The sequence below is a fragment of the Pseudomonas sivasensis genome, from assembly GCF_021391435.1.
GTDB classification, from domain to species: domain Bacteria; phylum Pseudomonadota; class Gammaproteobacteria; order Pseudomonadales; family Pseudomonadaceae; genus Aquipseudomonas; species Aquipseudomonas sivasensis.
The window spans coordinates 3,542,162-3,568,583 of sequence record NZ_CP090029.1; the positions used below are offsets into that span (position 1 = coordinate 3,542,162).

Genomic DNA, 26,422 nt, shown 5'->3' on the forward strand with positions numbered 1-26,422 from the left:
GTTCAGGACAGCAGCGAGTAAATCAATGCAGTAATTGCCACCAGGCCCACTGCGGTGACAAACACGTTGGACGCGTGCCCACGGTACTTGGCCATGGCCGGCACCTTGCGGATCGCGTACATCGGCATCAGGAACAGGATCGACGCAATGATTGGCCCGCCCAGGGTCTCGATCATACCGAGGATGCTGGGGTTCAGCGTGGCGACGATCCAGCACACCACCAGCATGAAGCCCGCAGTCATACGGTCCAGCGTCTTCGCAGCTGGACGGCGACCGCTTTTGAGCACCAGACCCTTGAGGCCTTCGCTCGCGCCGATGTAATGACCGAGGAACGACTTGGCAATCGCCACGAACGCGATCAACGGTGCAGCGAACGCGATGGTCGGGTTGTTGAAGTGGTTGGCCAGGTACGACAGGATCGACAGGTTCTGCGCCTTCGCTTCAGCTAACTGGGCCGGCGACAGGGTCAGCACGCAGCTGAACACGAAGAACAGCACCATCACCACCATCAACAGGTGCGCGCGGGACAGGATCTGCGAACTGCGCTCATCGGCGTGTTCGCCGTACTGGCGCTTCTGGTCAACCGCGAACGCCGAGATGATCGGGGAGTGGTTGAACGAGAACACCATCACCGGAATCGCCAGCCACAGGGTATTGAGCAAGGCCGAAGGCGCCGGGACCACACTCGCGGTGCTGAGGATGCCACCGTTCCAATGCGGGATCAGGTACACCGCAAGGAACAGCAAGGCGACGATAAACGGGTACACCATCATGCTCATGGCCTTGACGATCACTTGTTCGCCGCAACGCACCACCGCCAGCAGGCCGAGGATCAGCACAAACGCCAGCAGCGCCCGTGGCGGCGGCATGATGTGCAACTGGTGCTCCATAAAGCTGCTGACCGTGTTGGTCAGGGCCACGCTGTAGATCAGCAGGATCGGGAAAATCGCGAAGAAGTACAGCAAGGTGATCAGTGCACCCGCTTTGATACCGAAATGCTCTTCGACCACATCAGTAATGTCCGAACCTTCACGGCCGGAGAGCACAAAACGGGTCAGCCCACGGTGGGCAAAGAAGGTCATCGGAAACGCCAGCACTGCCAGGATCACCAGCGGCCAGAAACCGCCCAGGCCGGCGTTGATTGGCAGGAACAAGGTACCGGCGCCAATGGCGGTGCCGAACAGGCCAAGCATCCAGGTGGTGTCCTGGCGGCTCCAGCTTGTGAGGGTTGCAGGTGTCGTTGCATAGCGTTCGTCGACGCTATTGGCCTGATCATTCATCCGGTCGGATCTCCGCATTTACACGGCCGGGACGAGTCAGAAAAACCTGACAGGCAGCGCCCCGACCATAGAAGGGGCCGGATTGTCCGGGATTCTTTTGAATAAGCAAAGACTTAGCTGAGGAATGGTTGTACGAAGCAGATCAATCCAATTGACGACAACTTGTTCCAGTCAGGAACGTGACGCCTATTTCGCCCACTCAGAGGGAGCCTTATCACGAACCTTGGAGATTCAACCATGACGATTTCAAACCTCAATCTGTCCCACGCCGGCCACTTGGTCGACAGCGTGGCGATGCATATTGCCGATCAAATCGCGGAACAAGATAAGCCCAAGCCACAGCAGCCTCCCAGCTTCCCTTTCAACGGCATTGAATACGCTGCCGCGCCCAAACCCAACAACACAATGATCCCAATGCCTCGCATCGGCTAAGACTGCGCGACTCACCAGGGCGTGGATCCATGCTATGGATTCACTGCCCTCTACCCGCCCCCCTGCGGACCTTGCATCACCGCCCTATAAAATGTCGCATACTCTCTCTTCCATCCCGCCCCACAAGGAAGAGCCGTCCGATGACCACCACTGTTCTGGTCCTGGTTGAAACCATCAACGACTACCTGCAAATCATCGAGAGCAATGACTTTCATGTGATCCTGGCGCCAACCCCAGCCGAACGAGCCCAAGCCATCAAGCGCCATGGCGGCCAGATCAACGCCGTGTTGACCCGCGGCCCCCTGGGCCTTTACGCCGACGAAATCGCCGCGCTGCCGCTGCTGGAAATCATCTGTGTAATCGGCGCCGGTTACGAACATGTTGACCTGCAGGCCGCCAGCAATCGTGGGATTGTCGTGACCAACGGCGCCGGGGTGAATGCGCCGTCGGTGGCGGACCACGCTATGGCGCTGTTGCTGTCCCTGGTGCGCGGCATCCCGCAGACCGACGTCGCCGTGCGGCGCGGTGAATGGCCCAAGGTGATGCGCCCTTCCCTGGGCGGCAAGCAACTGGGCATTCTTGGCTTGGGCGCCGTGGGCCTGGAAATCGCCAAGCGCGCCGCCCTCGGATTCGGTATGGAAGTGAGCTATCACAACCGTCAGCCCCGTGATGATGTGGACTACACCTACTGCGCCAGCGCCGTGGAGCTGGCGCGCACTTCGGACTTCATGATCCTGGCCACGCCCGGTGGCCCGAGCACCCGTCACCTGATTGATCGTCACGCCCTGGATGCTCTGGGGCCGAATGGCTACCTGGTCAATATCGGCCGTGGCAGCGTGGTGGTTACCGCCGACCTGATCACCGCCCTTGAACAGCGCCGCATTGGCGGGGCTGCGCTGGATGTATTCGACGACGAACCCAAGGTGCCCGACGCTCTCAAGCACCTGAGCAATACCGTACTCACCTCCCATGTGGCCGGCCTTTCACCGGAAGCCGCTCACGACACCGTGCAACGGGTGGCCGACAATCTGGTGGAGTACTTCGCCGGCCGACTAGTGCTCACGCCGGTCGTGTTACCCGCGCCCGTAAAATGACCAATCAGGCACGCTGATCATCATCCAACACGCTAACCTATTAAGCCGCCCCGACCTTGTCGCTGGGCGGTCGTGCGCATTAGATTAGGAAATAGTCCAAGGCCTTTAGAATAAGCAGAAGGGATAAGCATGGCGCTGAACGACCAATCGACCCAGATTCGCCCAGGCGAAGAACTTGATGCTGGCCTGATCGATCCCTATCTCAAGGCCCATATCCCGGGCCTGAGCGGCACGCCTGCGATCAGCCAGTTCCCCGGCGGCGCGTCCAACCTGACTTACCTGTTGGAATACTCTGGGCAGGAATTCGTCCTGCGCCGCCCGCCCTTCGGTCACAAGGCCAAGTCAGCCCATGACATGGGCCGTGAATTCCGCATTCTCAATCAGCTAAAAGATGGCTTCCCGTATTGCCCCAAAGCCTATGTGCATTGCACCGATGAGTCGGTGATCGGCGCTGAGTTCTACGTGATGGAACGCGTCAAGGGCATCATCCTGCGCTCCGACCTGCCGCCTGAGCTGGGGCTGGATGCAACCAAGACCGAAGCACTGTGCAAAAGCTTTATCGACAAGTTCGTCGAGCTGCACCAAGTTGACTACAACGCCTGCGGACTGGCCGACCTGGGCAAGCCCGAAGGCTATGTGGCGCGCCAGATTCGCGGCTGGAGCGACCGCTACGAAAAGGCCCTGACCCCCGATGCGCCCAAATGGGAGGCAGTGCGGGCCTGGCTCAACGACAAGATGCCGGCCGACCACCCGACATCAAGCATCGTGCATAACGACTACCGCTTCGACAACGTGATCCTCGACCCACACAACCCGATGCAGATCATCGGCGTACTGGACTGGGAGCTCACCACACTCGGCGATCCGCTGATGGACTTGGGCAACACCCTCGCCTACTGGATAGAGGCCGCCGACCCCGCGCCGGTGCAACTGATGCGCCGCCAGCCGAGTAATGCGCCCGGGATGCTCACCCGCCGCGAGTTCGTCGACTACTACGCCGAACGGTCGGACATCCAGATCGATAATTTCGACTTCTATTACACCTACGGTCTGTTCCGCCTGGCCGGCATCGTGCAGCAGATCTACTACCGTTTCTTCCATGGCCAGACCCAGGACAAACGCTTTGCTCAGTTCATTCACATGAACTCACTGCTGGAGCAAATGAGCCTGAAGGTAATCGCTAAATCAGCCCTCTGATCGCACAAAAACAAGGAACCCCCATGTCCAAGACTCATCTGTTCGACCTCGACGGCAAAATTGCGTTTGTCTCCGGCGCCAGCCGTGGCATCGGTGAGGCCATCGCCAAGTTGCTGGCCCAGCAAGGCGCCCATGTGATCGTCTCCAGCCGCAAGCTAGAAGGCTGCCAGCATGTGGCCGACGCAATCATCGCCGACGGCGGCAAGGCCACTGCGGTTGCCTGCCATATTGGTGAAATGGAGCAGATTAGCCAGGTGTTCGCCGGCATTCGCGAGCAGTTCGGCCGCCTGGATATTCTGGTCAACAACGCAGCCACCAACCCGCAGTTCTGCAACGTGCTGGACACCGATCTGGGCGCGTTCCAGAAGACCGTTGACGTGAACATTCGCGGCTACTTCTTCATGTCGGTGGAAGCCGGCAAGCTGATGCGCGAAAACGGCGGCGGCAGCATCATCAACGTGGCCTCGATCAACGGCATCTCGCCGGGTGTCTTCCAAGGCATCTACTCGGTGACCAAGGCCGCGGTGATCAACATGACCAAAGTGTTCGCCAAGGAATGCGCTGAGTTCGGCATCCGTTGCAACGCCCTGCTGCCGGGCCTGACGGACACCAAGTTCGCCTCGGCGCTGGTGAAGAACGATGCGATCCTGAAAATGGCCCTGGCGCAGATCCCGCTCAAGCGTGTGGCCGACCCAAGCGAGATGGCCGGCGCGGTGCTGTTTCTGGCGAGTGACGCGTCCAGCTACACCACCGGTGTGTCGCTGAATGTAGACGGTGGTTTCCTCTCCTGACTTCGCCCGGGTTTCTACAGGTCGATTTACGCGTAACCTTGGCGTAGATCGATTTGTCTCAGAGTGAAACATGGAACTGCACATCGTCATCAAAGGCCGCAAGGACCTGGCGGCCCAGCTTTATCAACAATTGCGCGAAGCCATTGCGGCCGGGCGTCTCGCGGCAGGCGCGCAACTGCCGCCCAGCCGCCTGCTGGCCGAGCAGTTGGGCGTATCGCGCAAGACCGTGTCCGATACCTACGCCACGTTGACCTATGAAGGCTTGCTGGTGGGAAAGATCGGTCGTGGCACCTTCGTTAACGCTTGGGCGCCCCCTGCGGATCGCCTGCAAACTGCCACCGACCTGGCCTGCGCCAACAACCTGGCTAAATGGCAGGCGCTGCCCTCGCCGATGCGCCACCCCACACGCGACAACCTCCTGCGCTACGAATTTCTCGGCGGCGCCACCAGCCGCAATCAGTTCCCACAGGACGAATGGCGACGCTGCACCCAGGACGCCCTGCGCCGCATTGCCCAGAACAGCGGCTTCTACAGCCAACCCGAAGGCTTGCCGGCACTGCGCAGTGCCATCGCCGGGCATATCGCCTTTTCCCGAGGCGTCAAATGCCGCGATGACGACATCGTGGTCACCAATGGCGCGCAACAGGGGCTGGACCTGCTGGCCCGCGTGGTGCTGGAACCAGGCAGCATCGTCGCCATGGAAGACCCTGGCTACAGCCCCGCACGCCAGTTGTTCCAGGCGATGGGCGCCCGGGTCGCCAGTGTGCCGGTGGATGACCAAGGCATTCAGGTGGATCAGATCCCCGACGGCACCCGCTTGATCTATGTGACCCCCTCCCACCAGTTCCCCCTCGGCATGCCCATGAGCCTGGCGCGCCGTGAAGCCTTGCTGGTCCGCGCCTTCGACTTGGGGGCGATCATCATCGAGGACGACTACGACAGTGAATTCCGCTACGAAGGCCGCCCCACCGATTCCCTGCAAAGCATGGACACCCGCGGCGTAGTCACTTACGTCGGCACCTTCTCCAAAACCCTGCTGCCCGAACTGCGCCTGGGCTATCTGGTGCTGCCGCCAGCCATCCACGGCGCGGTACTCAAGGCCAAGCAATTGACCGACCAGCACAGCTCCACCTTGCCGCAGTGGGCGCTGGCCAAGTTCATCAGCGAAGGCTACCTGCTCAAACACATCCGCCGCTGCCACTCCGTATATGCCGGGCGTCGTGAGCGCATCCTGCAACGACTGGCCGGGGATTTGTCGCCGTGGTTCGAAGCCGTGCCCACCGTGGCGGGGTTTCATATGGCGGCGCTGTGCAAGGTGCCGGTGAGCATTCCGTTGCTGATGACATTGACGCGTGAGGCCGAAGTGGGTTTATACCCGCTTGATGTGTTCTTCCACGACGCACCGGTGCGCCCTGGGCTGATTATTGGATTCGGCGCCATCGAAACCCTGGATATAGACCCGGCGCTGGATAAAGTGCGCGACATTCTCAAACAGATTGGCTAGGGGCTTTTCCGGCGGATTGGTCATTGGTCGGCCAGGTTCTGCGGCGTAGGGTGGACAGGTCTCGAACTACTCGGAAACCCGAACATGAAACGCCTGCTCGCCACCACCCTGATGCTCGCTTCACTCAGCGCATTTGCCCACGAACCGGTGTACAACCAGGAGTCGATCAAGGTGCTGCAGGAGCACGCCCTGACCAACGTGCCCGGCAAGAAAACCATCATGCTCACCGTTGATTACGCCCCCGGCCAGGCCACCGTTCCCCATAGCCATACGGGGACGGCGGTGGCCTATGTGCTGGAGGGCGCGATCACTTCGCGGGTCAATGATGAGAAAGCGATAACCTACAAGGTCGGCGAATCGTTCTACGAGCCCGCGGGTTCGCGGCACTTTGAATCCAGCAATGCCAGCCAGACCCAGCCAGCGAAGTTACTGGTGGTGATGGTGTTGGATGACAAGGCCGAGGTGCTGACCCCTCTTGCAAAATAATCAGCTAAGACATCCATCAGAAGTATGGGCGGTCGCTAAATGTGGGAGGGGGCTTGCTCCCGATAGCAGTGCGTCACGACACCCATTTGGCTGAACTACCGCTATCGGGAGCAAGCCCCCTCCCACAGTTTTGACCGCGTTGAATCAGGGACTAGGGGCGTTTGAATAGGCAGCGCAGTTCTTCGATCCTTGACCGGCACGCACAGCCCTCAAGGTGATCATTGACCATCCCCATCGCCTGCATCAGCGCATACATCGTGGTCGGACCTACAAAGGTCCAGCCACGTTTTTTAAGGGCCTTGGACAGTCGCACCGAGGCCGGTGAGGTGGGGTTGCCCGTCCAGTAAGCCAGGTCCACCACCGCCGGGCGCTCTTCATCACCCGGCTCGAACGCCCACAACCACCGCGCCAGCGATCCGGTTTCATCCACCAGCTCACAGGCCCTGCGCGCGTTATTGATGGTGGACACGATCTTGGCCCGATTACGCACAATCCCCGGATCCTGCATCAGCCGCTCTATATCAGCCTCGCCGTACTGCGCCACCCGACGAAAATCAAAGCCCTCGAACGCCGCACGAAACTGCTCGCGCTTGCGCAAAATGGTGATCCACGCCATCCCCGCCTGAAAGCCTTCCAGGCAAATTTTCTCGTACAGCTGGACATCGTCCGCCACCGGCACACCCCATTCCTGGTCGTGGTAACGCGGATATTCCGGCGCCGAGGTGCGCCAGCTGCAATGAACGTGGCCCGCTGCGTCAGTGGTCAATCCTGGAGTGTCCATCCATCACCTCATAAGCCGAGCGGCGGATGATAGACGAAAATTTTTCCAGCCCGCCAACCGCTCAAGCATCGCCCTCAGCGACCAACTGGTCAGACCGGGACTTGTCAATCAACCAATAATGACTTGTGATTTCGAAAAAACCCGGCGTAGACTGGCCCCGCACTGGACTTACCGGTATGACCACAACAATTAAGCCCTGGAACCACCAGGGCACCGAATAGAGATCCCTCCCATGCTCAGATGGTGCTCGCGTTCGATTTTCCTGCAAGTCGTAATTGGCCTGATGCTTGGCATCATCTGCGGCCTGGCCCTTCCCGAATTCTCCTCGCAACTCAAACCCCTGGGTGACGGCTTTATCAAGCTGATCAAAATGCTGATTGGCCTGATCGTGTTCTGCGTCGTGGTCAGTGGCATTTCCGGCGCCGGCGACTTGAAGAAAGTCGGACGAATCGGCCTCAAGTCGGTGATCTACTTTGAAATCCTCACCACCATCGCCCTGGTGATCGGCCTGGTCATGGCCTTCAGCACCGGTATCGGCCAAGGTGCCAATATCCACCTGGAGCAGCTCTCCTCCGCCGGCCTCAATGAACTGGCCGACAAGGGCCAGCACATCAAGGGCACCAGCCAGTTCCTGATGGACCTGATCCCCAACTCGGTGATCGGCGCCTTTGCCGACAACAACGTGCTGCAAGTGCTGCTGTTCTCGGTGCTGTTTGGCAGCGCGCTGAATCTGGTGGGCGAAGCGGCCTCAGGCATCACACGGCTGATCAATGAGCTTAGCCACGTGATCTTCCGCATCATGGGCATGATCGTGCGCCTGGCGCCAATCGGTGTGTTCGGCGCGATTGCCTTCACCACCAGCACTTACGGCCTGGACTCCCTGCAACACCTGGGCAGCCTGGTTGGCCTGTTCTACCTGACCTGCTTTGCCTTCGTCGGACTGATCCTGGGCCTGGTAATGCGCCTGTCAGGCCTGCGCATGCTGCCGCTGCTTAAGTACCTGCGCGAAGAACTGCTGATCGTGATGGGGACCGCCTCCTCCGATGCCGTGCTGCCGCAGGTCATGCGCAAACTCGAACACCTGGGCATTGGTAGCTCCACCGTGGGCCTGGTGATTCCAACGGGGTATTCGTTCAACCTCGACGGTTTCTCGATCTACCTGACCCTGGCCATCGTGTTTATCGCCAACGCCACCGGCACGCCGCTGTCGATGACTGACTTGCTGACCATCCTGCTCGTGTCGTTGATCACCTCCAAAGGCGCCCACGGGATTCCCGGCTCTGCGCTGGTGATTCTGGCGGCAACGCTGACAGCAATCCCGGCGATTCCGGTAGTGGGCCTGGTGCTGGTATTGGCGGTGGATTGGTTCATGGGCATCGGCCGCGCACTGACTAACCTGATCGGCAACTGCGTCGCCACCGTGGCCATCGCACGCTGGGAAAAAGACATCGATATCCAGCGCGCCAACAAGGTATTGGACGGCCAGCAAGGGTATGCCTTCCAGGCCAAGAAACCGGTGCTGCCGGCCCACCAGGAATTCTAACGCTGTCTCATGGGCAACACTGGCTAATGTGGGAGGGGGCTTGCCCCCGATGAGGACGGTCAGTTGATAGATCTGTAACTGATCCACCGCCATCGAGGGCAAGCCCCCTCCCACATGACTGTATTAGCAACATTAAGGAAGTATCGACGTGATCAGCACCTCAACGGTCGTCAATTCAGTCGTAGAAAAACTCCGCGCCGCCCTGGCGCGAGGTCAGTGGCGCCGGGGCGAAATGCTGCCCGGCCAGCGCGAACTGGCCGAACAGATGGGCATCAGCCGCCCCAGCCTGCGCGAAGCGGTGATCGTGCTGGAAACCCTCGGCCTCGTGCGCTCCATGCCCGGCAAAGGCGTGGTCGTGCTCGAAACCAGCGTCAGTGAGCCCCAATCCAGCGACGCAGTGGCCGACGCCAGTCTCGAAGACCTCCTGCAACTGCGCTACACCCTCGAACCCTTCATCGTCGGCCTTGTGGCCCAGTCCATCAGCAGCAAGGAAGTCGGCCAATTGCGCTTGACCCTAATGGACATGCGCGAGGCTCTCGACGCTGGTGACGCCGAAGCAGGCATGAACGCCTACATCGGCTTTCACGAAGAACTCTTTGCGCTAACGTCCAACCCGATTTTCCAGAACGTGGTGCAACAGACCAGCAACGCCCTCAAGCAAAGCGCCCAGGTTCTGCGCAACTCTCCTGAACACCTGGCCGAGCGCCTGCAGGAAAACGACGCGGTGGTGCGCGCCATCCGCAACAAGAACAGCGCCCTGGCCAGCGCAGAAATGCGCAAGCACATCCTCCAGGAAGGCCTGCGCATGGGCATTCGCTTGAACATCCCGGACGACCATCTGGGCAGCTGACTTTTTGGAGACGACCATGACCGCCCACGCCCTGCACCGCGAGCCCTTCCTCCCCGCCCTGCGCCTGGTAGCCGGTAAAAAGCCAACGGTGGATGACATCTACCCACGGCTGTTCGACGCGATCCTCGAACAACGCATCGCCCCGGCCAGCCGCTTTACAGAAGAAAGCCTGGGTGAAACCTTTGGCGTGAGCCGCAGTGTGATTCGCCGCGTATTGGCCAAGCTGTCTCATCAGCAAGTGATCATCCTGCGTCCCAACCAGCGCGCTCAAGTAGCGGCACCGGACGCACAGCAGACACGGCAGATCCTCGAAGCACGGCGCATGACCGAAATCACCGTGGTGCAACTGGCGTGTGCCCAGGCCACGCCGACGCAGATACGCCAACTGCGCGAGTTGATTGCTCGCGAACGCGAGTGCATTGAACGCGACCAGCGTGGGCCGGCGATTCGCTTGTCGGGGGAGTTTCACCTGCAACTGGCGGTGATGGCGGGGAATGGTCCGTTGGCGCAGTTCCTCAACAGCCTGGTGCCGTTGACGTCGTTGATCATTGCCCAATTCGAAGCAAAAGCCTGCACGTATTGCGCGGGGCAGGAACATGTGGCGATTGTGGATGCGGTGGAGCAACGCGACTCAAGCACCGCAGTGACCCTGATGACCCAACACCTGGATCATCTGGAAGCCAAGTTGCTGAAACACCATTAATCTCCAGATAAAACGAGATCAAAATGTGGGAGGGGGCTTGCCCCCGATAGCGGTGGGCCAGTCATGAAGAGGCTGGCTGACACTCTGCTATCGGGGGCAAGCCCCCTCCCACAGTTTTTGGGGTGTTTGATAAAGGGCATTCCAACAAAAAGCCCCTGCATCTCACAATGCAGGGGCTTTTTTTTCAGGCGCTAAATCAAGCCGGTTGCAACACCGACGGCCCACTCAAGGCCAAGTCCAGCAACTCACGGTTGGCGACCGCATACATGGCGTAGTCCGTACCGACCGCAGCACGAATCTCCACCATCATGGCCACCCAACGATCCGCCATGTCCTTGTGCTGCTCAAGCCACAGGGCCACGCGGGCTTCCATGTCTTGTGGCGCGTCGGCCATTTGCAGGACAGAAATGGTAATCGCCCGTTGCTGCCAGTCCACGTCGTCGCGGAACGCTTCGCGAGCCGCAGCCTGCCAGTTGTTGGCCACCGGCAGATCGCTGATCTGCTGCAGGTACCATGGCAAGTCCAGAGCGCTGCCTACGGCGAAGTAGGCCTTGGCCACTTCGGCGGCGTCATGCCCGGTTACGTCAGCGGCTTCGATGATTGGCAGCAGGGTGTACAGGTGAGTAGTGCCTGCAACCATACGCGCCAACAACTCCGGCACGCCCGCTTCAGTGTAAGCCTGATAGCGTTTCTGCCAGCCTTCGCGGGTCGGTCCTTCCAGCAGTTCGTCGAGCTTGAGGCCCAGTGCGGCCAGGTGCGGACCGAAGTGCGCGGTGTCACGCCCAGCGTCCTGCTCGTTGCGACGGCTGCGTAGGAACCAACGCGTAGCGCGACGGCCCAGGCGCATCAGCTCATCCATCAACTGCAACTGCACGTCAGCGGAGACCTGGTGGTCCAGGGCTTCGATCTGGCGGAACCAGTGCGGGAGGTGGAAGATGTCGCGCACGATCACATAAGCGCCGGCCACGTTCGCCGGGCTCATGCCGGTCGACTCTTTGAGTCGTTGAACGAAGGTGATGCCCATGTGGTTAACCAGGTCGTTGGCGATCTGGGTGCTGACGATCTCACGCTTCAGGCGGTGACGACGCATGGCCTCGCCGAACTTGGCGACCAGGCTCGGTGGGAACGCGGTCTCCATGTCACGGGTCAGGTACTCGTCATCCGGCACCAGGGACTTGAGCAATGCTTCCTTGAGGTCGATCTTGCTGTACGAGATCAGCACCGACAGTTCCGGACGGGTCAAGCCCTTGCCGTTGGCGGCGCGCTCGGCGAGCTGCTCCTCGGTCGGCAGGTACTCGATGGCGCGGTCCAGCTTGCCACGGCCTTCCAGGTCGCTCATCAAGCGTTTGTACTCGGCTGCTCGCTCGTAAGCCTTGCGGGCAGCCAGGGACAGGGCCTGGGTTTGCTTATAGTTGTTGCCCAACACCAGGTTGCCGACTTCGTCGGTCATGCTCGCCAGCAACTGGTTGCGTTGCTTGTCGGTCATGTCACCGGCCTGCACCACTTCGTTGAGCAGGATTTTGATGTTCACTTCGTGGTCGGAGCAGTCCACACCACCGGCGTTGTCGATGAAGTCGGTGTTGGAACCGCCGCCATTGAGGCCGAATTCCACACGACCCAGCTGGGTCATGCCGAGGTTACCGCCCTCGCCCACCACCTTGCAGCGCAGTTCGTTGCCGTTGACGCGCAGCGCGTCGTTGGCCTTGTCGCCGACATCGGCGTGGCTTTCGGTGCTGGCCTTGACGTACGTACCGATACCGCCGTTCCACAACAGGTCCACCGGCGCCTTGAGCAAGGCGTTCAGCAGTTCGGTCGGGGTCAGCTTGTCGGCCGAGATGTCGAAGCGTTCTTTCATCTGCGGCGAGATGGCAATGCTCTTCGCGCTGCGCGAGAAGATACCGCCGCCTTCGGACATGATGCTGGTGTCGTAGTCGGTCCAGGCCGAACGCGGCAGCTCGAACATGCGCTGACGCTCGACGAAGCTGGTCGCCGGGTTCGGGTTTGGATCGATGAAGATGTGCAGGTGGTTGAAGGCTGCGACCAGTTGCAGCTTGTCGGACATCAACAGGCCGTTACCGAACACGTCACCGGCCATATCGCCGACGCCCACCACGGTGATGCTGTCTTCCTGCACGTTGATGCCGCGCTCACGGAAATGACGCTGCACACCGACCCACGCGCCCTTGGCGGTGATGCCCATTTTCTTGTGGTCGTAACCGGCGGAACCACCGGATGCGAACGCATCACCCAGCCAGAAGCCGTAGTCGATGGCGATGCCGTTGGCGATGTCGGAGAAGGTCGCGGTGCCCTTGTCCGCTGCGACGACGAGGTACGGGTCATCGTCGTCATGACGCACGACGTTGGCCGGCGGCACCAGGGCGCCGTCCTTGAGGTTGTCGGTGATGTCCAACAGGCCGGAAATGAAGATGCGGTAGCAGGCGATACCCTCGGCCGCGATTTCATCCCGCGTGCCGCCCAGTGGCAAGCGACGCGGCAGGAAGCCGCCCTTGGCGCCCACCGGTACGATCACCGAGTTCTTCACTTGCTGGGCTTTTACCAGGCCGAGCACTTCGGTGCGGAAGTCTTCTTCACGGTCGGACCAGCGCAGGCCGCCGCGAGCGACGTTACCAAAGCGCAGGTGCACGCCTTCGACCCGTGGCGAGTACACGAAGATTTCAAACTTCGGCACCGGCTTAGGCAGCTCGGGAATGGCGCGCGGGTCGAACTTGAAGCTGAAGTACGACTTGTTCTGGCCGTTGGCGTCGGTCTGGTAGAAGTTGGTACGCAGGGTGGCCTTGATCAGGTCCAGGTAGCGACGCAGGATGCGGTCTTCGTTGAGTACCTGGACGTCGTCCAGGGCCGTGAGGATCGCTTGTTCCAACCGTTGCTGCTTGTCTTCAAGGTCATCGGCGGTGAGCTTGCGCGCCAGGTAGAAGCGGGTTTTGAACAACCGGGTCAACTCGCGGGCGATGTCGGTGTGGTTGTTCAGGGTGCTGGCGATATAACCCAAGTCGAAGCCCAGGCGGATCTGCTTCAGGTAACGGGCGTAGGCACGCAGCAGCGCGACGTCGCGCCATGGCAGGCCGGCGGTCAGCACCAGACGGTTGAACGCATCGTTCTCGGCATCGCCGTGGACGATGTGCACGAACGCATCTTGCAGGGTGTCGTTGAGCTGCTGGATATCCAGGTTCACGCCTTCGGCGGCGATGAACGCAAAATCATGGATCCAGAACTCACGGCCATTGGCGTGGCGCAGTCGGTAAGGGAATTCACCCAACACGCGCAGGCCGAGGTTCTCCAGGATCGGCAGTACGTCGGACAGCGCCAGCGGGGTGTCGGCGTGGTAGAGCTTGCAATGCAGCTCGCGTTGGCCGGAGACCTGGCCCAGTGGCTGATAGAAGCTCATCACCAGCGGGTTGGCTTCGGTCAGGCTGTTGAGGTGCTGCATGTCGACGACGGCTGAATGCGCGGCAAAACGCTCGCGGTAGCCGGCCGGGAAGCCTTTCGGGAAGTCCGCCAGCACATTGGTGCCCTGGGCTTCGCCGAAGCTTTCCACCACCAGGCTGGAGTAGTCGTCCTGCCAGCTGCGGCAGGCCTGCACCACTTCTTTTTCCAGTTGCAGCGGGTCGATGTCGAGGCGGTTCTTGGGGTCTACCCGCAGAATCAACTGGACACGGGCCAGTACGGACTCGGAGAAGAAGGTCCAGAACTCGCAGTCCGAGGCTTTCAGGCGATCCATCAGCACTTGCTGGATCTTCTGGCGCACTTCGGTGGAATAGATGTCGCGCGGCACATAGGCCAGGCAGTAGCAGAAACGACCGTACGGGTCTTTGCGCAGGAACACGCGGATCTTGTTGCGTTCCTGAATCTGCACAATCGACATCACAGTGCTGAACAGCTCGTCGACCGGGGTCTGGAACAGGTCGTCACGGGGCAGTACTTCAACGACCTGGGCAAGCTCCTTGCCCAAGTGCGCCTTGGCCTGGAAGCCCGAACGGCGTTCGATTTCGGCCACTTTGCGACGAATGTACGGAATGACTCGCACGCTTTCGCCATACACCGACGAGGTGTACAAGCCCATGAAGCGATGTTCCTTGATGACCTTGCCGTCGGCATCGATCTCGCGGATCGACACGTAGTCCGGGTAGGCCGGGCGGTGAACACGGCTTGGGTGCGCAGCCTTGGCGAACGACAGCACGGTCGGTTCACGCAGGTAAGACACAGCGTAGTCTTCGATGCGCAGGTCATCGGCGGTGAGGCCAGCACGCAGCAGCTTGGTCAGACCGAGGAAGGAACTGGCGTCATATTGAATATGACCACCGTCCGCCTCGTCACGTACCACGAATTCTTCATAGCCCAGGAAGGTGAAGTGGTTGCCCACTAGCCACTCCAGGAAGTTCTTGATCTCGGCTTTTTCTTCGCCATCGATGCCGAACTGGCTGGCGTCGATACCGGCCAGCAGGTCCTGGACCTTGGCTTTCATCGGTTCAAAATCGGCCACGGCCACGCGCACTTCACCCAGAACCTGCTCAAGCTCTTTGCTCAGCACGTTCAGTTCGGCGGCGTTGGCGCAGCGGTCGATTTCCAGGTACATCAGCGATTCTTGCTGGATGTCGTCGCCCTGCGTGCCTTTCGGCAGGATTTCCAGCAACTCGCCTTTGCTGCCACGACGCACACTCAGCACGGTGGTTTGCAGGGTGTGAATGCTGTAGCCGCGACGGTTCAGCTCGGTACGCACCGAGTCCACCAGAAACGGCAGGTCATGGTGCAGCACTTCGACCGCGGTATGGGTCGACTGCCAGCCATGACGTTCGTAATCGGGGTTGTAGACCCGCACTTGTGGCTGGGTGTGATCAAAGCGCTCAAGCAGGCGCCAGGCAGACAGGGTGCAACCGGCCAGGTCGGAAAGGCGACGCTGGGTCAGTTCGTCCAGGGAAATGATGCCGAAGAATTGTTCAGCGAACAGCGCCACTTGTGGCAGTGCCTGTTCGCTGATGTGCTGCGCCAGTGCCGCTTGCAGTTGATGCTGGAAGTCGGCCTTGCTGGCTGCGGTGAAGAACGCCATCTGTGGTACTCCGCTTGGGCTTGTTATTGATGGAAGCGTCGCGTGTTATCCCCTTGCGGGGAGACCGTCAGCTCTGTTCGCCGGTAACTAAAGCACCATAGACGAATCAGGATGACAGGAGGGTGAAGCTGGACAAGACAATGAGGTCACATACAACTTCCATAAGATGCGCACCCTGCCGGGTGACGGTACGACGGGCAGGTCAGACGCCTGGCAGGCTGTGGAACGAGAGCTGCATCCGTTGCGCAGCTTAACGACTGAGGGAAGCGCGCTGCTTGCGAAGCTGCGACATATTCGGTCATCGGTAAGCAGGCTCGCGGTTGCAACTTGGGCAACCCGTGATTTCGGGTGAAAAAACCGCCTATTTGTTCGGGGGTGAGTGTCGAAAATGACTGATTCTCCATGCCAGGTCATGCCCTGAGTCTGACACAGGAAGAAGCACAAAATTCGCGGCAATGGCACAATTGCCCACGCGATGCCCTCCCCCAGACAGGATTCCCCATGCTGCAAATCAAAACCGACGCCCTGATGGCCACACCGTGCGACGACGAAGAAGACAACATGGCCATGCTCTGCTGCCACGGCAAGAACGGCGAAATGTTCATGTTGACCCGCTACCCCGATGAAGACGAAGTGGAACTCACCTGGGACTACGAGCCTTCAACCCTCGATGGCCTGAAAATCACCCTGAGCGACACGACCCTGACCGTGGAACTGGCCGCCGGCGATGCCGACGCCCTCGGTGGCAAGGATAAATTGGAGATCAGCCACGCCACAGCAGTGGCAGATATGGCAGAAGTGGAAGCAACCCTGCAGAATATTCTCAAGGGCACCGGCACCTACCTCCGCGCCTGAAACCGGGGCCTTCAACCCCCTGCGCAGTCAAGATCGAGGGCCTTGACCGTTTGTCGTTACTGTTATTTCTAACAGTATCCCGCCTTCGGTTTTGCGCCTTAGCTGATTGAAATCACGGTGACTGCACAGGTGCTCCGATGAAATCCATCAGCAAGCTTCTCGCCATCGTCCTTTTGGGCGCAGCTTCCTCGGCGTTGTCGGCAGCGCCTGCCAACGCTGGTTATTCACATCTGGTCCTGCTGCTCAAGGACGATGGCTCGACGTCGAGGCATTTCCAGGACACCTACGACCCGTCCAGTACCTTCCAGACCCATGTACCCAACATCAAGGCGCTGGTGCCGCCTTCCAAGACGCGTACGCTGGAGGCATTTCAGGCCTTGCAGCGGCATCGACTGGACCGCTATTACATTATCGACACCCAGCACCTGACACCTGACCAGGCCCAGGCACTGGCTGCGAAGCTCAGGCAGGACCCGGCCATTGAAGAGGTCGACTTCGAGCCGCTGGCCGAAGGCATGTTCGATGACAAGGCCGAGCCCGTCGAAGACAGCCCGCGCAACGCGATCCCCGACCACACCAGCCGCCAGAACTACCTACATGGCCCACAAGCCGTGACGCCGTACAAGATCGGCGGTGTGAATGCCGTGCAAGCTTGGAAGGTGCCAGGCGGCAAGGGCGAGAACATTCGAGTGGTTTCGTCGGAAATCGACCATTGGTCCTATGATCACGCAGACTTGCCAAAACCCTTCCTGGAAGTCGACGACGGGGCAATCACCGGCTACCACGACACTGCCAGCGTCGGCACGATTGCCTCCAAGGAAAACAGCTTCGGCACCACCGGCATCGCTCCGCAGGTGCAACTCGGCTACGCGCAATATGGCGACACCCGACTGCTGCGAGCGGCAGAGCAATTAAGCCCGGGCGATGTCGTACAAATCGGCATCCACACCAATCACACCCCCTTTTCAGCCGTAGGTTGCACCAGCAGTTGCTATATGCCTGTCGAGTACAACAGGAAAATACGCGACATCATCACTTACATGACGGAGGAAAAAGGCTTGCACGTGGTGATCGCCGCCGCGAACGGCAATATCAATCTGGATCACCCCTATTTCGCCGGCTACTTTGACCGCAACAAATTTGACACCGGCAGCATCTATGCGGGCGCCGTCGAACCCAAGTCGGGCGTGCGCGCGTATTTTTCCCAATATGGCAGCCGCGTCGACCTGTTCAGTTGGGGCGGTTCGGTCACCACGACCACCTGGAGCGCTGCAAACCCAACCACCGCCTACACCCACACCTACAGCGGCACTTCATCAGCCAACCCGATCATCGCCGGGGTAGTGGCGTCGCTGCAGGGCGTAGCGCGGGCCAATCGACTGGGAGACATCCCGCCCAAGGAACTGCGCAGAATCCTCGTCGAAACCGGCTACCCACAGGCCAACGGCAATCGCACCGAGATCGGCGTGCAGCCCGACCTGGATTTAGCGATCAAGAAACTGCTCGCCGACGGCGCAGGCCAGCCGCCCACCGGCCGCCTGGCCCTGCCCGAAGAGGTAAAGTCGGGCGCGGCATTCACCGGGCAGGTCTACGCCGAATCACCCACCAACAAACCGCTGACGTATCGCTGGACTGCCACGGGTTTCACGCCCGCGACCGGTGAGGGGCCGACCATTGCACTGGCGGCACCCGTGATGCCCGTCGACACCCGCACGTCGATATCAGTGCTGGTGTCCGATGGCACACGCAGCATCACGCTGGTCGAAAACCTCACGATCAAAGCCACCGAAACGCCACCGGTCGGTGACTGCGTCGCCGCGTGGGTCGCCACCAAGGCGTATTCCAATGTCAGCGAAAAAGTCTCCTACAGCGGTTACAACTATCAGGTCGCGCACTGGTCCCAGGGCGCACGCCCGGACCTGAATTTTGTTGAAACCGGCGCCGCCAAACCCTGGCGTCGCCTGGGCACCTGCGGTGGCGAATCACCCGTTGTCGCCAGGATCACCGCGCCATCCACGGTTGAAGCCGGCAAGCAGCTGCAAGTGTCGGGCATTTCGTCCACCGGCCAGGACCTGCGCTATGCATGGACCGCATCGGGCTTTACCCCGTCAACGTCGACGCAGCCGACCGCTACGCTCGTCGCGCCAAACACGGACGGTACGCGCAGCATCACATTGACCGTCACCGACGCACGCGGCGCCAGCGCCAGTGCCAGCCACACTGTCAAAGTGAACGCCAGCGCCCCCGTCAACCGGCCGCCGGTGGGCAGCCTGCAGGGCGATGAGACGGTCGAATCGGGCAAAACCGTGAATTTCACCGCCAACACCAGCGACCCGGATGGCGACCCCATGACGTACGCTTGGACGCTCCCAACCGTCCTCACCGCCACCGCCCTCAATACCCGCACCATCAGCGTGACTGCCCGCCCGGTCAGCAGCGACACCCGCGCGACCATCAGCGTGGCGGTCAGTGACGGGCGCGGAGGTACGCTAAGGCTGGACCGGCCGATCACCGTCAAAGCAGCATCGGACTCCGATGACTGCAGAAACACCCCGGCGTGGTCGCCGACCAAGACCTACCAGACCGCCTGGGAGAAAGTCTTGTACAAAGACAAGGTCTACGAACATAACTTCTATAGCCAGAACAAGCCGCCGGACCTTTACTCCGCGCAATGGGGCAAAGAATGGAAAATCGGGGTGCCATGCCCTTGAAGCATCCGGGGTGAGCGGACAGGCCCGCTCACCCCATTCCTGCTTCCTAAACAAAATTCCTACAAGTTTTCCTGAAAATACCCCGCGCGCCGTTAGTCGCCACCCCCCGCCATGCATTAAAGTAGTCGCCCCAGCCCGACGTTTGCTGCATGACGTAGAGGCTCATCTCTCCAGGAACCGTCATCGATGGAACATCGTGAAGCGCTGCTCGCGCTGCGAACCTTTCTTTCTACGCAGATTCTCGGCCAGGAAAAACTCATTGATCGCCTGCTGATCGCCCTGCTCGCCGACGGCCATATGCTGGTCGAAGGCGCGCCAGGCTTGGCCAAGACCAAGGCCATCAAAGAGCTGGCCGAAGGCATCGAAGCGCAGTTCCATCGTATTCAGTTCACCCCAGACCTGCTGCCCGCCGACATCACCGGCACCGAGATCTATCGCCCGGAAACCGGTAGCTTCGTATTCCAGCAAGGGCCTATCTTCCACAATCTGGTGCTGGCCGACGAAATCAACCGGGCCCCGGCCAAAGTGCAATCGGCTTTGCTCGAAGCCATGGCTGAGCGCCAAGTCAGCGTAGGACGCAGCACCTACGAGCTGTCGCCGCTGTTTTTGGTGATGGCCACGCAAAACCCCATCGAGCAGGAAGGCACCTACCCGCTGCCCGAAGCCCAGCTCGATCGTTTCCTGATGCACGTCAAGATCGGCTTCCCGGACGCCGCCGTGGAGCGGCGCATCCTGCAACAAGCCCGTGGTGAAGCCCTCAATGGTGAAACCAAGCCCGAACGCCGCGTCAGCCAGCAGGCGATTTTTGCCGCGCGCAAAGAAATCCTCGGCCTGTACATGGCCGATGCGGTGGAGGAATACCTGGTGCAATTGGTCATGGCCACACGCACCCCGGCCAAGTTCGACCCAGAGATGGCCGAGTGGATCGCCTACGGCGCCAGCCCCCGCGGTTCCATCGCCCTCGACCGCTGCGCCCGCGCCCACGCTTGGCTGGCCGGACGGGACTTCGTGAGCCCGGAAGATATCCAGGCGGTGTTGTTCGACGTACTGCGCCATCGCATCATCCTGTCGTTCGAAGCCGAAGCGGCTGGCATCGACCAGGACCGTGTGGTGCAACGCATCCTCGACGTCGTTGCCGTCGCTTGAACTCGATGAATGCCAGCGATGGAATCCGCGTCACGCTCAGCGAGTTGATTGAGATGCGCCACCGCGTGCGCGAAGTACAGCTGTTTTCCACGCCGAGCCAGCGCAGCCCGCTGATCGGCTTGCATCACTCCAAACTGCGCGGGCGCGGAGTCGACTTCGACCAGGTGCGCGTATACCAGGCTGGCGACGATGTGCGCACCATCGATTGGCGCGTGACTGCCCGCACCCAGGAACCACACACCAAACTGTTCCACGAAGAGCGCGAGCGACCGATTTTTATCATGGTCGAGCAAAGCTGCCGGCTGTTTTTCGGCTCGGGCCAGATGTTCAAATCCGTGCTCGCGGCCCAGGCGGCGAGCCTGATCGGCTGGGCCGCGCTGGGGCATAACGACCGGGTCGGCGGGCTAGTGTTTGGAGACAATGAGCACTACGAAATCAAACCCCGGCGCAGCAAGCAAAGCCTACTGCAACTGCTCAACCGCCTGGTGCGCGTCAACCAGAGCCTGGACACCGAAAGCCGCCCCGAAGCCGACGCCTTGGGCATGGCCCTGCGCCGTGGTCGCGAAGTGCTGCGCCCTGGCAGCCTGGTGATTGTGATCTGCGATGAACGCGCCCTCACTGAAGGCGCCGAGCAACAGTTGAGCCTACTGTCACGCCATTGCGACCTGCTGCTGTTGCCGATTTCCGACCCGCTGGACCACGCCCTGCCCGCCGCGGGGCTGCTGCGTTTTGCGCAAAGAGGGGCGCAACTGGAACTGGACACGCTGAATTACGACTTGCGCCAGGCCTACAAGGCCCAAGCTGAAGCACGCATCGCCCGCTGGGAACTGCTCGCGCAAAAACTGCGAATACTGCTGATGCCCTTGAGCACCCAGAGCGAAATGGTCGAGCAACTGCGCGAATACCTCAACCCGCAACGCCCGGCCAAAAAACAATGAGCAGCCTTGACCAATTGCAACCGCTGATCGCCCCGCCAAGCATCGGCTTCTGGCCGCCTGCACCGGGCTGGTGGCTGTTGCTGCTGGTGATCCCGTTGCTGGGTTGGGGGCTTTGGTCCTTGCGCCGCTTCCTCCCTGCGCGACGCCCAGTGGCACGCGCCGAACAACCCTTGGACCCGCTGCGCATCGCCGCACTGGCAGAACTGGCCCTCATGCCCAAACCCTATGACGGCGCGCCCGCCGGTGCCTGGCTGCAACAACTCAATGGCCTGCTCAAGCGCCTGTGCCGCAACGACTACCCTTACAGCCAGAGCCACACCCTCAATGGGCGCAAATGGCTGGCGTTCCTCGACAACCGCTGCCCGGCTGCCGGCCTCACCCGCTGGATGGTACTGGTGGAAGGCGCCTATAAACCCGAATGCAAACTCGACGACAAGGCCATCGCCGGCCTGACCCAAGCCGTCGACACCTGGATTCGCAAACATGTTTGAGTTCGCCTGGCCGTGGATCTTCGTCCTGTTGCCATTGCCTTGGTTGATGCGGCTTATCCTGCCTGTGGCCGACAGCGGCGAGCCGGCACTGAAAGTCAGCTACCTCAGTGATCTCGAAGGCCTGGCCAAGCGCCGCGCCCGCGTCAACTTGCCGGGCTGGCGCCAACAAGCCCCTTTCGTGGTGCTGTGGCTGCTGCTGTTGACCGCCGCCGCACGTCCTGAGTGGCTCGGCGAACCACTGCCGATTGCCGCCAGTGGTCGCGACCTGCTGGTGGCGGTCGACGTGTCCGGCTCCATGGATTTCCCCGATATGCATTGGCGGGACGAGGACGTGAGCCGCTTAACCCTGGTCAAGAACCTCCTCGGTGACTTCCTTGAGCATCGCGACGGCGACCGTGTCGGCCTGATCCTGTTCGGCAGCCAAGCCTACCTGCAAGCGCCGCTGACGTTTGACCGCCGCACCGTGCGCACCTGGCTGGATGAAGCGCGCATCGGCATCGCCGGCAAAAATACCGCCATTGGCGATGCCATTGGCCTGGCCCTCAAGCGCCTGCGTCAGCGCCCGGCGCAAAGCCGTGTGCTGATTCTGATCACGGACGGCGCCAACAACGCGGGTCAAATCGATCCACTGACCGCCGCGCGCCTGGCTGCCGAAGAAGGCGTGAAGATCTACCCGATCGGTATCGGCGCCGACCCTGAGCAAACCGGATCCCTGGGCATTCTCGGCGTCAACCCAAGCCTGGACCTCGACGAACCGGCGCTCAAGGCCATTGCCAACGCCACCGGCGGGCAATATTTCCGTGCCCGCGACGGCGAAGAATTGCAAACCATCAAGGAAACCCTCGACCAACTGGAGCCCGTCGAACAGCAACCAACCCAAGCCCGCCCGGCGCTGGCGTTGTACAGCGGCCCGCTGGCCCTGGCGCTGCTCCTGAGCATGTTGCTGGTGATCCAGGAACGCTGGCCGAACAACGCCCTGCAACGCTGGTTCAGTAAATTGTCGAGCAAGGGGATCTTCCTGCAACAAAGCCCTGAATGGCGCCAGCGCCTTAAACGCCTGCGTTTGCGGAGGCGTCGATGATCGACCTCTGGCCGCACTGGTTCCGCCCCTGGTGGCTGTTGCTGTTGCCGTTGCTCGGCTGGTTGCTGTGGCAACTGTGGCACCGCCAAAAACGCGCCGGGCGCTGGCAGATGATCCTGCCGCCGGCCTTCCACGCCGTGCTGCTCAGCGGTGGCAACGGCCGCGAAAGTAAATCGCCGTGGGTGGTGCTCGGTATCGCCTGGCTGTTGGCCGTGCTGGCATTGCTTGGCCCCAGTTGGCAACGGGTTGAACAGACCAGTCAGAAGCCGTCCGACCCGTTGGTGGTACTGCTGGAACTGACCCCGGAAATGCTCGCTACCGACAGCCCGCCCAACCGCCTGGAACAGGCACGCCGCAAGCTGTATGACTTGTTGCAAGCGCGCACCGACGCGCAAACCGCCATCGTTGTGTATGCCGGCAGCGCACACACCCTGGTGCCACTCTCGGACGATCTGGGCACCAGCCGCAACCTGCTCGAAGCGTTGCGCCCCTCGATCATGCCCGAACCCGGCCACCGCGCCGACCTGGCAGTACAGAAAGCCCTCGACCTGCTCAAGCACAGCGGTCTCGGCCAAGGGCGCCTGCTGCTGATCGGCTCATCCCTGTCCAAGCAGGAGCGCCAAGGCATTCGCCTGCTGCTGCAAAGTAACCAGTCGCCACCCCTGTCGATCCTCGGCATCGGCAGCCGCGAAGGCACGCCGGTCACCCAGGAAAGCGGCGAATTTCTCAAGGACGAACACGGTGCGATTCTGGTACCACGCCTCGACAGCCCCACGCTCAAAGCCTTCGCCAGCGAAATGGGCGGGCGTTACCGTGCCGCACGCCTCGACGATAAAGACCTGCGCCAGCTCGGCGTACTCGACCCGCCGCAAGCCCTGCGCAATGACGGCCAGTTGCTGCACCTCGACACCTGGGCCGACCAGGGTTACTGGCTGCTCCTCCCGTTGCTGCTGCTCGCCGCTTGCGCCGGGCGCCGTGGCTGGTTGTTCTGCCTGCCCTTGCTGCTAATGGCAGCGCCGCAGCCGAGCTACGCCTTTGAACTCCAGGATTTGTGGCTGCGTCCCGACCAGCAAGGCCAATACCTGTTGAAGAAGAAACGCCCCGCCGAAGCCGCCGAACACTTTCAGGACGTGCAATGGCAAGGCGTTGCCCTGTACGAAGCTGGCAACTATGCCGAAGCCATCAAGCGGTTTGCCGAAGGCAATGACGCCTACGCTCACTACAATCGCGGTAACGCGTTGGCCAAATCCGGCGAACTGGAAGCGGCTATCGATGCCTACGAACAAGCCCTGGAAGCCCAACCTGACCTGCAACCGGCCCTGAAAAACAAGGCTCTGGTGGAATCCCTGATGCAGGAACAGGCAAAGCCCGAGCCAGAACAGCCGGCAAAAAACGAGGATGACGAATCCACCCAACCCGGCCAAACTGCGCAACCGGGCGCCAGCGGGCAGAATGCCACTGGCGGCGAGCAGTCGTCCCAGGGCCAAGGCGAAGCAGGCACCGGTGATACCCAGACTGGCGCCACACCGCAAACCGGCGGCAACGAAGTGCCGGGCAGCGAACTGGGCGACGAGCAAACCACCACCCCGCCGCTGCGCCCTAACGACGCAAGCCTCGACGGTGAACGTCGCCAAGCCCTGGAACAATGGCTGCAGGAGATCCCGGACAACCCCGGCGAACTGCTGCGACGCAAATTCTGGTACGAACAGCAACAACATCAGGACAAGACTCGATGAGCCGCCGCACCACCCTTCTGCTTCTGCTCGCGTTGACGGCAGGCCACGCCCAGGCGGCGAACCTGGTCGCCAGCGTCGACCGCAGCCGCCTCAATTCCGGGGAAACGGTGGAACTGACGGTGGAATCGAGTGACGTCACCCAGTTCGGCAAGCCCGACCTTTCGCCCCTGGACGCGCAGTTTGAAGTCAGCGGTACCCGCCAGCTCAACCAGCTCACCACCCTGGGCGGCGATAACCACGCCACCACGCGCTGGATCATTACCTTGCTGCCCAAGGAAAACGGCACGGTGGTGATCCCCCCCTTGCAAGTGGGCGACTACACGACCCAACCCATCAGCCTGCAAGTGGTGGAAACCGCCAGCCAGAACAGCAATGCCGAATTGGCACCCGTCTTTATCGAAGCCAACCTCGACCAGACCAGCGTGTACGTGCAGGCACAGGCGCTGCTGACCGTACGTGTTTACCACTCGGTGTCGCTGTATGACGACAGCAGCCTCACGCCGTTGCAGATTCCGGATGCCCGCGTGGAGCAACTGGGCGAGTCGCGCACGTACGAAAAAGTCATCAACAGCATCCGCCATGGCGTGATCGAAACCCGCTATGCGATCTACCCACAGCACAGCGGCGCCCTGGAACTGCCGACGCAGACCTTCAGCGCCACGCTGGTGGAATCGCGCCCGCCTCAGGAAAACACCCTTCAGGGCACCAAGCCCGGCAAGCTGATCCACGTGAGCTCGGCGCCGCTGACGTTGCAGGTCAAACCCAAGCCCGAGTTGTATCCCGCCGACACGCCCTGGTTGCCGGCGCGCAGCCTGACGCTGACCGAGGCCTGGAACCCAGAACCTGAACATGTGCAAGTCGGCGACTCTTTGACCCGCAGTCTCACGGTCAAGGCCGAGGGCCTGTCCAGTGCCCAACTGCCAGCCTTGCCCAGCACCGACATCAATGGCCTGCGCCGCTATCCCGACCAACCGGTGCTCGGCAACCAGACCAGCGACCGTGGCCTGATCGGCAGCCGCGAAGACCGCGAAGCCCTGGTGCCCAACCGTGTCGGCCCGCTGGAACTACCGTCCGTGGAAGTGGTGTGGTGGAACACCCACGAAGACCACCTCGAACGCACCAGCCTGCCCGCCCGCACGCTGCAAGTGGCCAACAACCCCAGCCTGGTGGTGGACACCCCCGCCACGCCGACCATCATCACCGCGCCGGACGACAGCCGTTTGTGGCTGTGGCAACTGAGTACGCTGATCCTGGCCTGCACCACGCTGCTGGGCTTCGGCCTGTGGTGGCGTGCGCGCCGGCAACCGGCGGTACTGCGCGCCGCACAAACCGGCCCGAGCCCGCGCACCTTGCTCGACGACCTCAAACGCGCAACCCAGGCCAACGACCCTCAGGCCACCCGCCAAGCGCTCGACGCTTGGGCACGCCAACAACCGGAAACCCTGGCCGACATGGCGGCGCGGTTTGTGCCGTTGTCGGATGCGTTGGATGGGCTCAACGGCGCGCTGTACAGCGAGAGCGGCCAATACTGGCTGGGCGAAGACCTATGGCGCGCGATAAAAGCCATCCCAATCGCCGAACGCGAGCTGGACTCAACGACCGACACCACCAGCCTGCCGCCGCTCTATCCCAAGTAGCCCATTGCCCAGCAAAAAACCCTCGCGATTGAGAGCCCACACGCCAGTCAATTTCCTACACGGGAGTTGACGCTTTCTGAACCAGCAGATTAGTCCGATTC

At 61.2% G+C, this 26,422-nt stretch carries 20 protein-coding genes; 17 read left to right on the forward strand and 3 right to left on the reverse strand.

All coding sequences use genetic code 11. From position 1 onward, the window contains the following. Positions 1 to 2 precede the first annotated feature (2 nt). On the reverse strand, positions 3 to 1,280 hold the full coding sequence (locus LRO94_RS15900; protein ID WP_032887187.1) for a serine/threonine transporter: 1,278 nt from the start codon (positions 1,278 to 1,280) through the stop codon (positions 3 to 5). Between the two features lie 237 nt (positions 1,281 to 1,517). On the opposite strand from LRO94_RS15900, the gene LRO94_RS15905 reads away from it, so the two are divergent. The 6 genes from LRO94_RS15905 (at position 1,518) to LRO94_RS15930 (ending at position 6,784) form a co-directional block, all read left to right on the forward strand. Then, the gene (locus LRO94_RS15905; protein ID WP_179178884.1) at positions 1,518 to 1,712 is read left to right on the forward strand and encodes a hypothetical protein; all 195 of its coding nucleotides are present in this window, start codon (positions 1,518 to 1,520) and stop codon (positions 1,710 to 1,712) included. Positions 1,713 to 1,852: 140 nt separating this feature from the next. Then, positions 1,853 to 2,806, forward strand: a complete 954-nt coding sequence (locus LRO94_RS15910) for a 2-hydroxyacid dehydrogenase (RefSeq protein WP_179178883.1) — start codon at positions 1,853 to 1,855, stop codon at positions 2,804 to 2,806. A 129-nt stretch (positions 2,807 to 2,935) separates the two neighbouring features. Continuing rightward, positions 2,936 to 4,003, forward strand: coding sequence for a phosphotransferase family protein (locus LRO94_RS15915; RefSeq protein WP_179178882.1), 1,068 nt, complete (start codon positions 2,936 to 2,938; stop codon positions 4,001 to 4,003). Positions 4,004 to 4,026: 23 nt separating this feature from the next. After that, on the forward strand, positions 4,027 to 4,794 hold the full coding sequence (locus tag LRO94_RS15920) for an SDR family oxidoreductase (protein WP_032887191.1): 768 nt from the start codon (positions 4,027 to 4,029) through the stop codon (positions 4,792 to 4,794). 70 nt (positions 4,795 to 4,864) lie between these two features. Then, positions 4,865 to 6,298, forward strand: coding sequence for a MocR-like pyridoxine biosynthesis transcription factor PdxR (pdxR, locus tag LRO94_RS15925; RefSeq protein WP_179178881.1), 1,434 nt, complete (start codon positions 4,865 to 4,867; stop codon positions 6,296 to 6,298). Positions 6,299 to 6,382: 84 nt separating this feature from the next. Further along, on the forward strand, positions 6,383 to 6,784 hold the full coding sequence (locus LRO94_RS15930) for a cupin domain-containing protein (RefSeq protein WP_095184590.1): 402 nt from the start codon (positions 6,383 to 6,385) through the stop codon (positions 6,782 to 6,784). A 151-nt stretch (positions 6,785 to 6,935) separates the two neighbouring features. Here LRO94_RS15930 and LRO94_RS15935 read toward each other — a convergent pair whose 3' ends face one another. Further along, positions 6,936 to 7,565: a DNA-3-methyladenine glycosylase I gene (locus LRO94_RS15935; protein ID WP_233896815.1), complete on the reverse strand. Its 630-nt coding sequence runs from the start codon at positions 7,563 to 7,565 to the stop codon at positions 6,936 to 6,938. 217 nt (positions 7,566 to 7,782) lie between these two features. Between LRO94_RS15935 and LRO94_RS15940 the strand changes: the two genes are divergently transcribed. The 3 genes from LRO94_RS15940 to LRO94_RS15950 all read left to right on the forward strand — a co-directional run bounded on the left by LRO94_RS15940 (position 7,783) and on the right by LRO94_RS15950 (position 10,661). Continuing rightward, complete coding sequence (locus LRO94_RS15940) at positions 7,783 to 9,108, forward strand: C4-dicarboxylate transporter DctA (protein ID WP_177326439.1); 1,326 nt, start codon at positions 7,783 to 7,785, stop codon at positions 9,106 to 9,108. Between the two features lie 148 nt (positions 9,109 to 9,256). Beyond that, positions 9,257 to 9,958 (forward strand): FadR/GntR family transcriptional regulator, encoded by a 702-nt coding sequence (locus LRO94_RS15945; protein WP_095184588.1) that lies wholly within the window; start codon positions 9,257 to 9,259, stop codon positions 9,956 to 9,958. A gap of 16 nt (positions 9,959 to 9,974) precedes the next feature. Continuing rightward, entirely contained in the window at positions 9,975 to 10,661 is a 687-nt protein-coding gene (locus tag LRO94_RS15950) for a GntR family transcriptional regulator (protein ID WP_179178880.1), read from the forward strand. A 196-nt stretch (positions 10,662 to 10,857) separates the two neighbouring features. Here LRO94_RS15950 and LRO94_RS15955 read toward each other — a convergent pair whose 3' ends face one another. Next, positions 10,858 to 15,726, reverse strand: coding sequence for an NAD-glutamate dehydrogenase (locus LRO94_RS15955; RefSeq protein ID WP_032887202.1), 4,869 nt, complete (start codon positions 15,724 to 15,726; stop codon positions 10,858 to 10,860). Between the two features lie 501 nt (positions 15,727 to 16,227). Between LRO94_RS15955 and LRO94_RS15960 the strand changes: the two genes are divergently transcribed. The 8 genes from LRO94_RS15960 to LRO94_RS15995 all read left to right on the forward strand — a co-directional run bounded on the left by LRO94_RS15960 (position 16,228) and on the right by LRO94_RS15995 (position 26,321). Continuing rightward, positions 16,228 to 16,581, forward strand: a complete 354-nt coding sequence (locus tag LRO94_RS15960) for a hypothetical protein (protein ID WP_179178879.1) — start codon at positions 16,228 to 16,230, stop codon at positions 16,579 to 16,581. A gap of 137 nt (positions 16,582 to 16,718) precedes the next feature. Then, positions 16,719 to 19,292 carry a S8 family peptidase gene (locus LRO94_RS15965; protein ID WP_179178878.1) on the forward strand — a complete coding sequence of 858 codons (2,574 nt, stop codon included), beginning with the start codon at positions 16,719 to 16,721 and terminating at the stop codon, positions 19,290 to 19,292. 186 nt (positions 19,293 to 19,478) lie between these two features. Further along, positions 19,479 to 20,438, forward strand: coding sequence for an AAA family ATPase (locus tag LRO94_RS15970; protein WP_017739127.1), 960 nt, complete (start codon positions 19,479 to 19,481; stop codon positions 20,436 to 20,438). 5 nt (positions 20,439 to 20,443) lie between these two features. Continuing rightward, on the forward strand, positions 20,444 to 21,376 hold the full coding sequence (locus tag LRO94_RS15975; protein ID WP_032887206.1) for a DUF58 domain-containing protein: 933 nt from the start codon (positions 20,444 to 20,446) through the stop codon (positions 21,374 to 21,376). Continuing rightward, positions 21,373 to 21,867, forward strand: a complete 495-nt coding sequence (locus tag LRO94_RS15980) for a DUF4381 domain-containing protein (RefSeq protein ID WP_032887208.1) — start codon at positions 21,373 to 21,375, stop codon at positions 21,865 to 21,867. The genes LRO94_RS15975 and LRO94_RS15980 overlap by 4 nt, the downstream gene beginning before the upstream one ends. Then, positions 21,860 to 22,948: a vWA domain-containing protein gene (locus LRO94_RS15985; RefSeq protein ID WP_032887209.1), complete on the forward strand. Its 1,089-nt coding sequence runs from the start codon at positions 21,860 to 21,862 to the stop codon at positions 22,946 to 22,948. Before LRO94_RS15980 ends, LRO94_RS15985 begins: the two co-directional genes overlap by 8 nt. Beyond that, positions 22,945 to 24,684 (forward strand): tetratricopeptide repeat protein, encoded by a 1,740-nt coding sequence (locus LRO94_RS15990; RefSeq protein ID WP_032887211.1) that lies wholly within the window; start codon positions 22,945 to 22,947, stop codon positions 24,682 to 24,684. Before LRO94_RS15985 ends, LRO94_RS15990 begins: the two co-directional genes overlap by 4 nt. Beyond that, positions 24,681 to 26,321 (forward strand): BatD family protein, encoded by a 1,641-nt coding sequence (locus LRO94_RS15995; RefSeq protein WP_032887212.1) that lies wholly within the window; start codon positions 24,681 to 24,683, stop codon positions 26,319 to 26,321. Before LRO94_RS15990 ends, LRO94_RS15995 begins: the two co-directional genes overlap by 4 nt. Positions 26,322 to 26,422 lie beyond the last annotated feature (101 nt).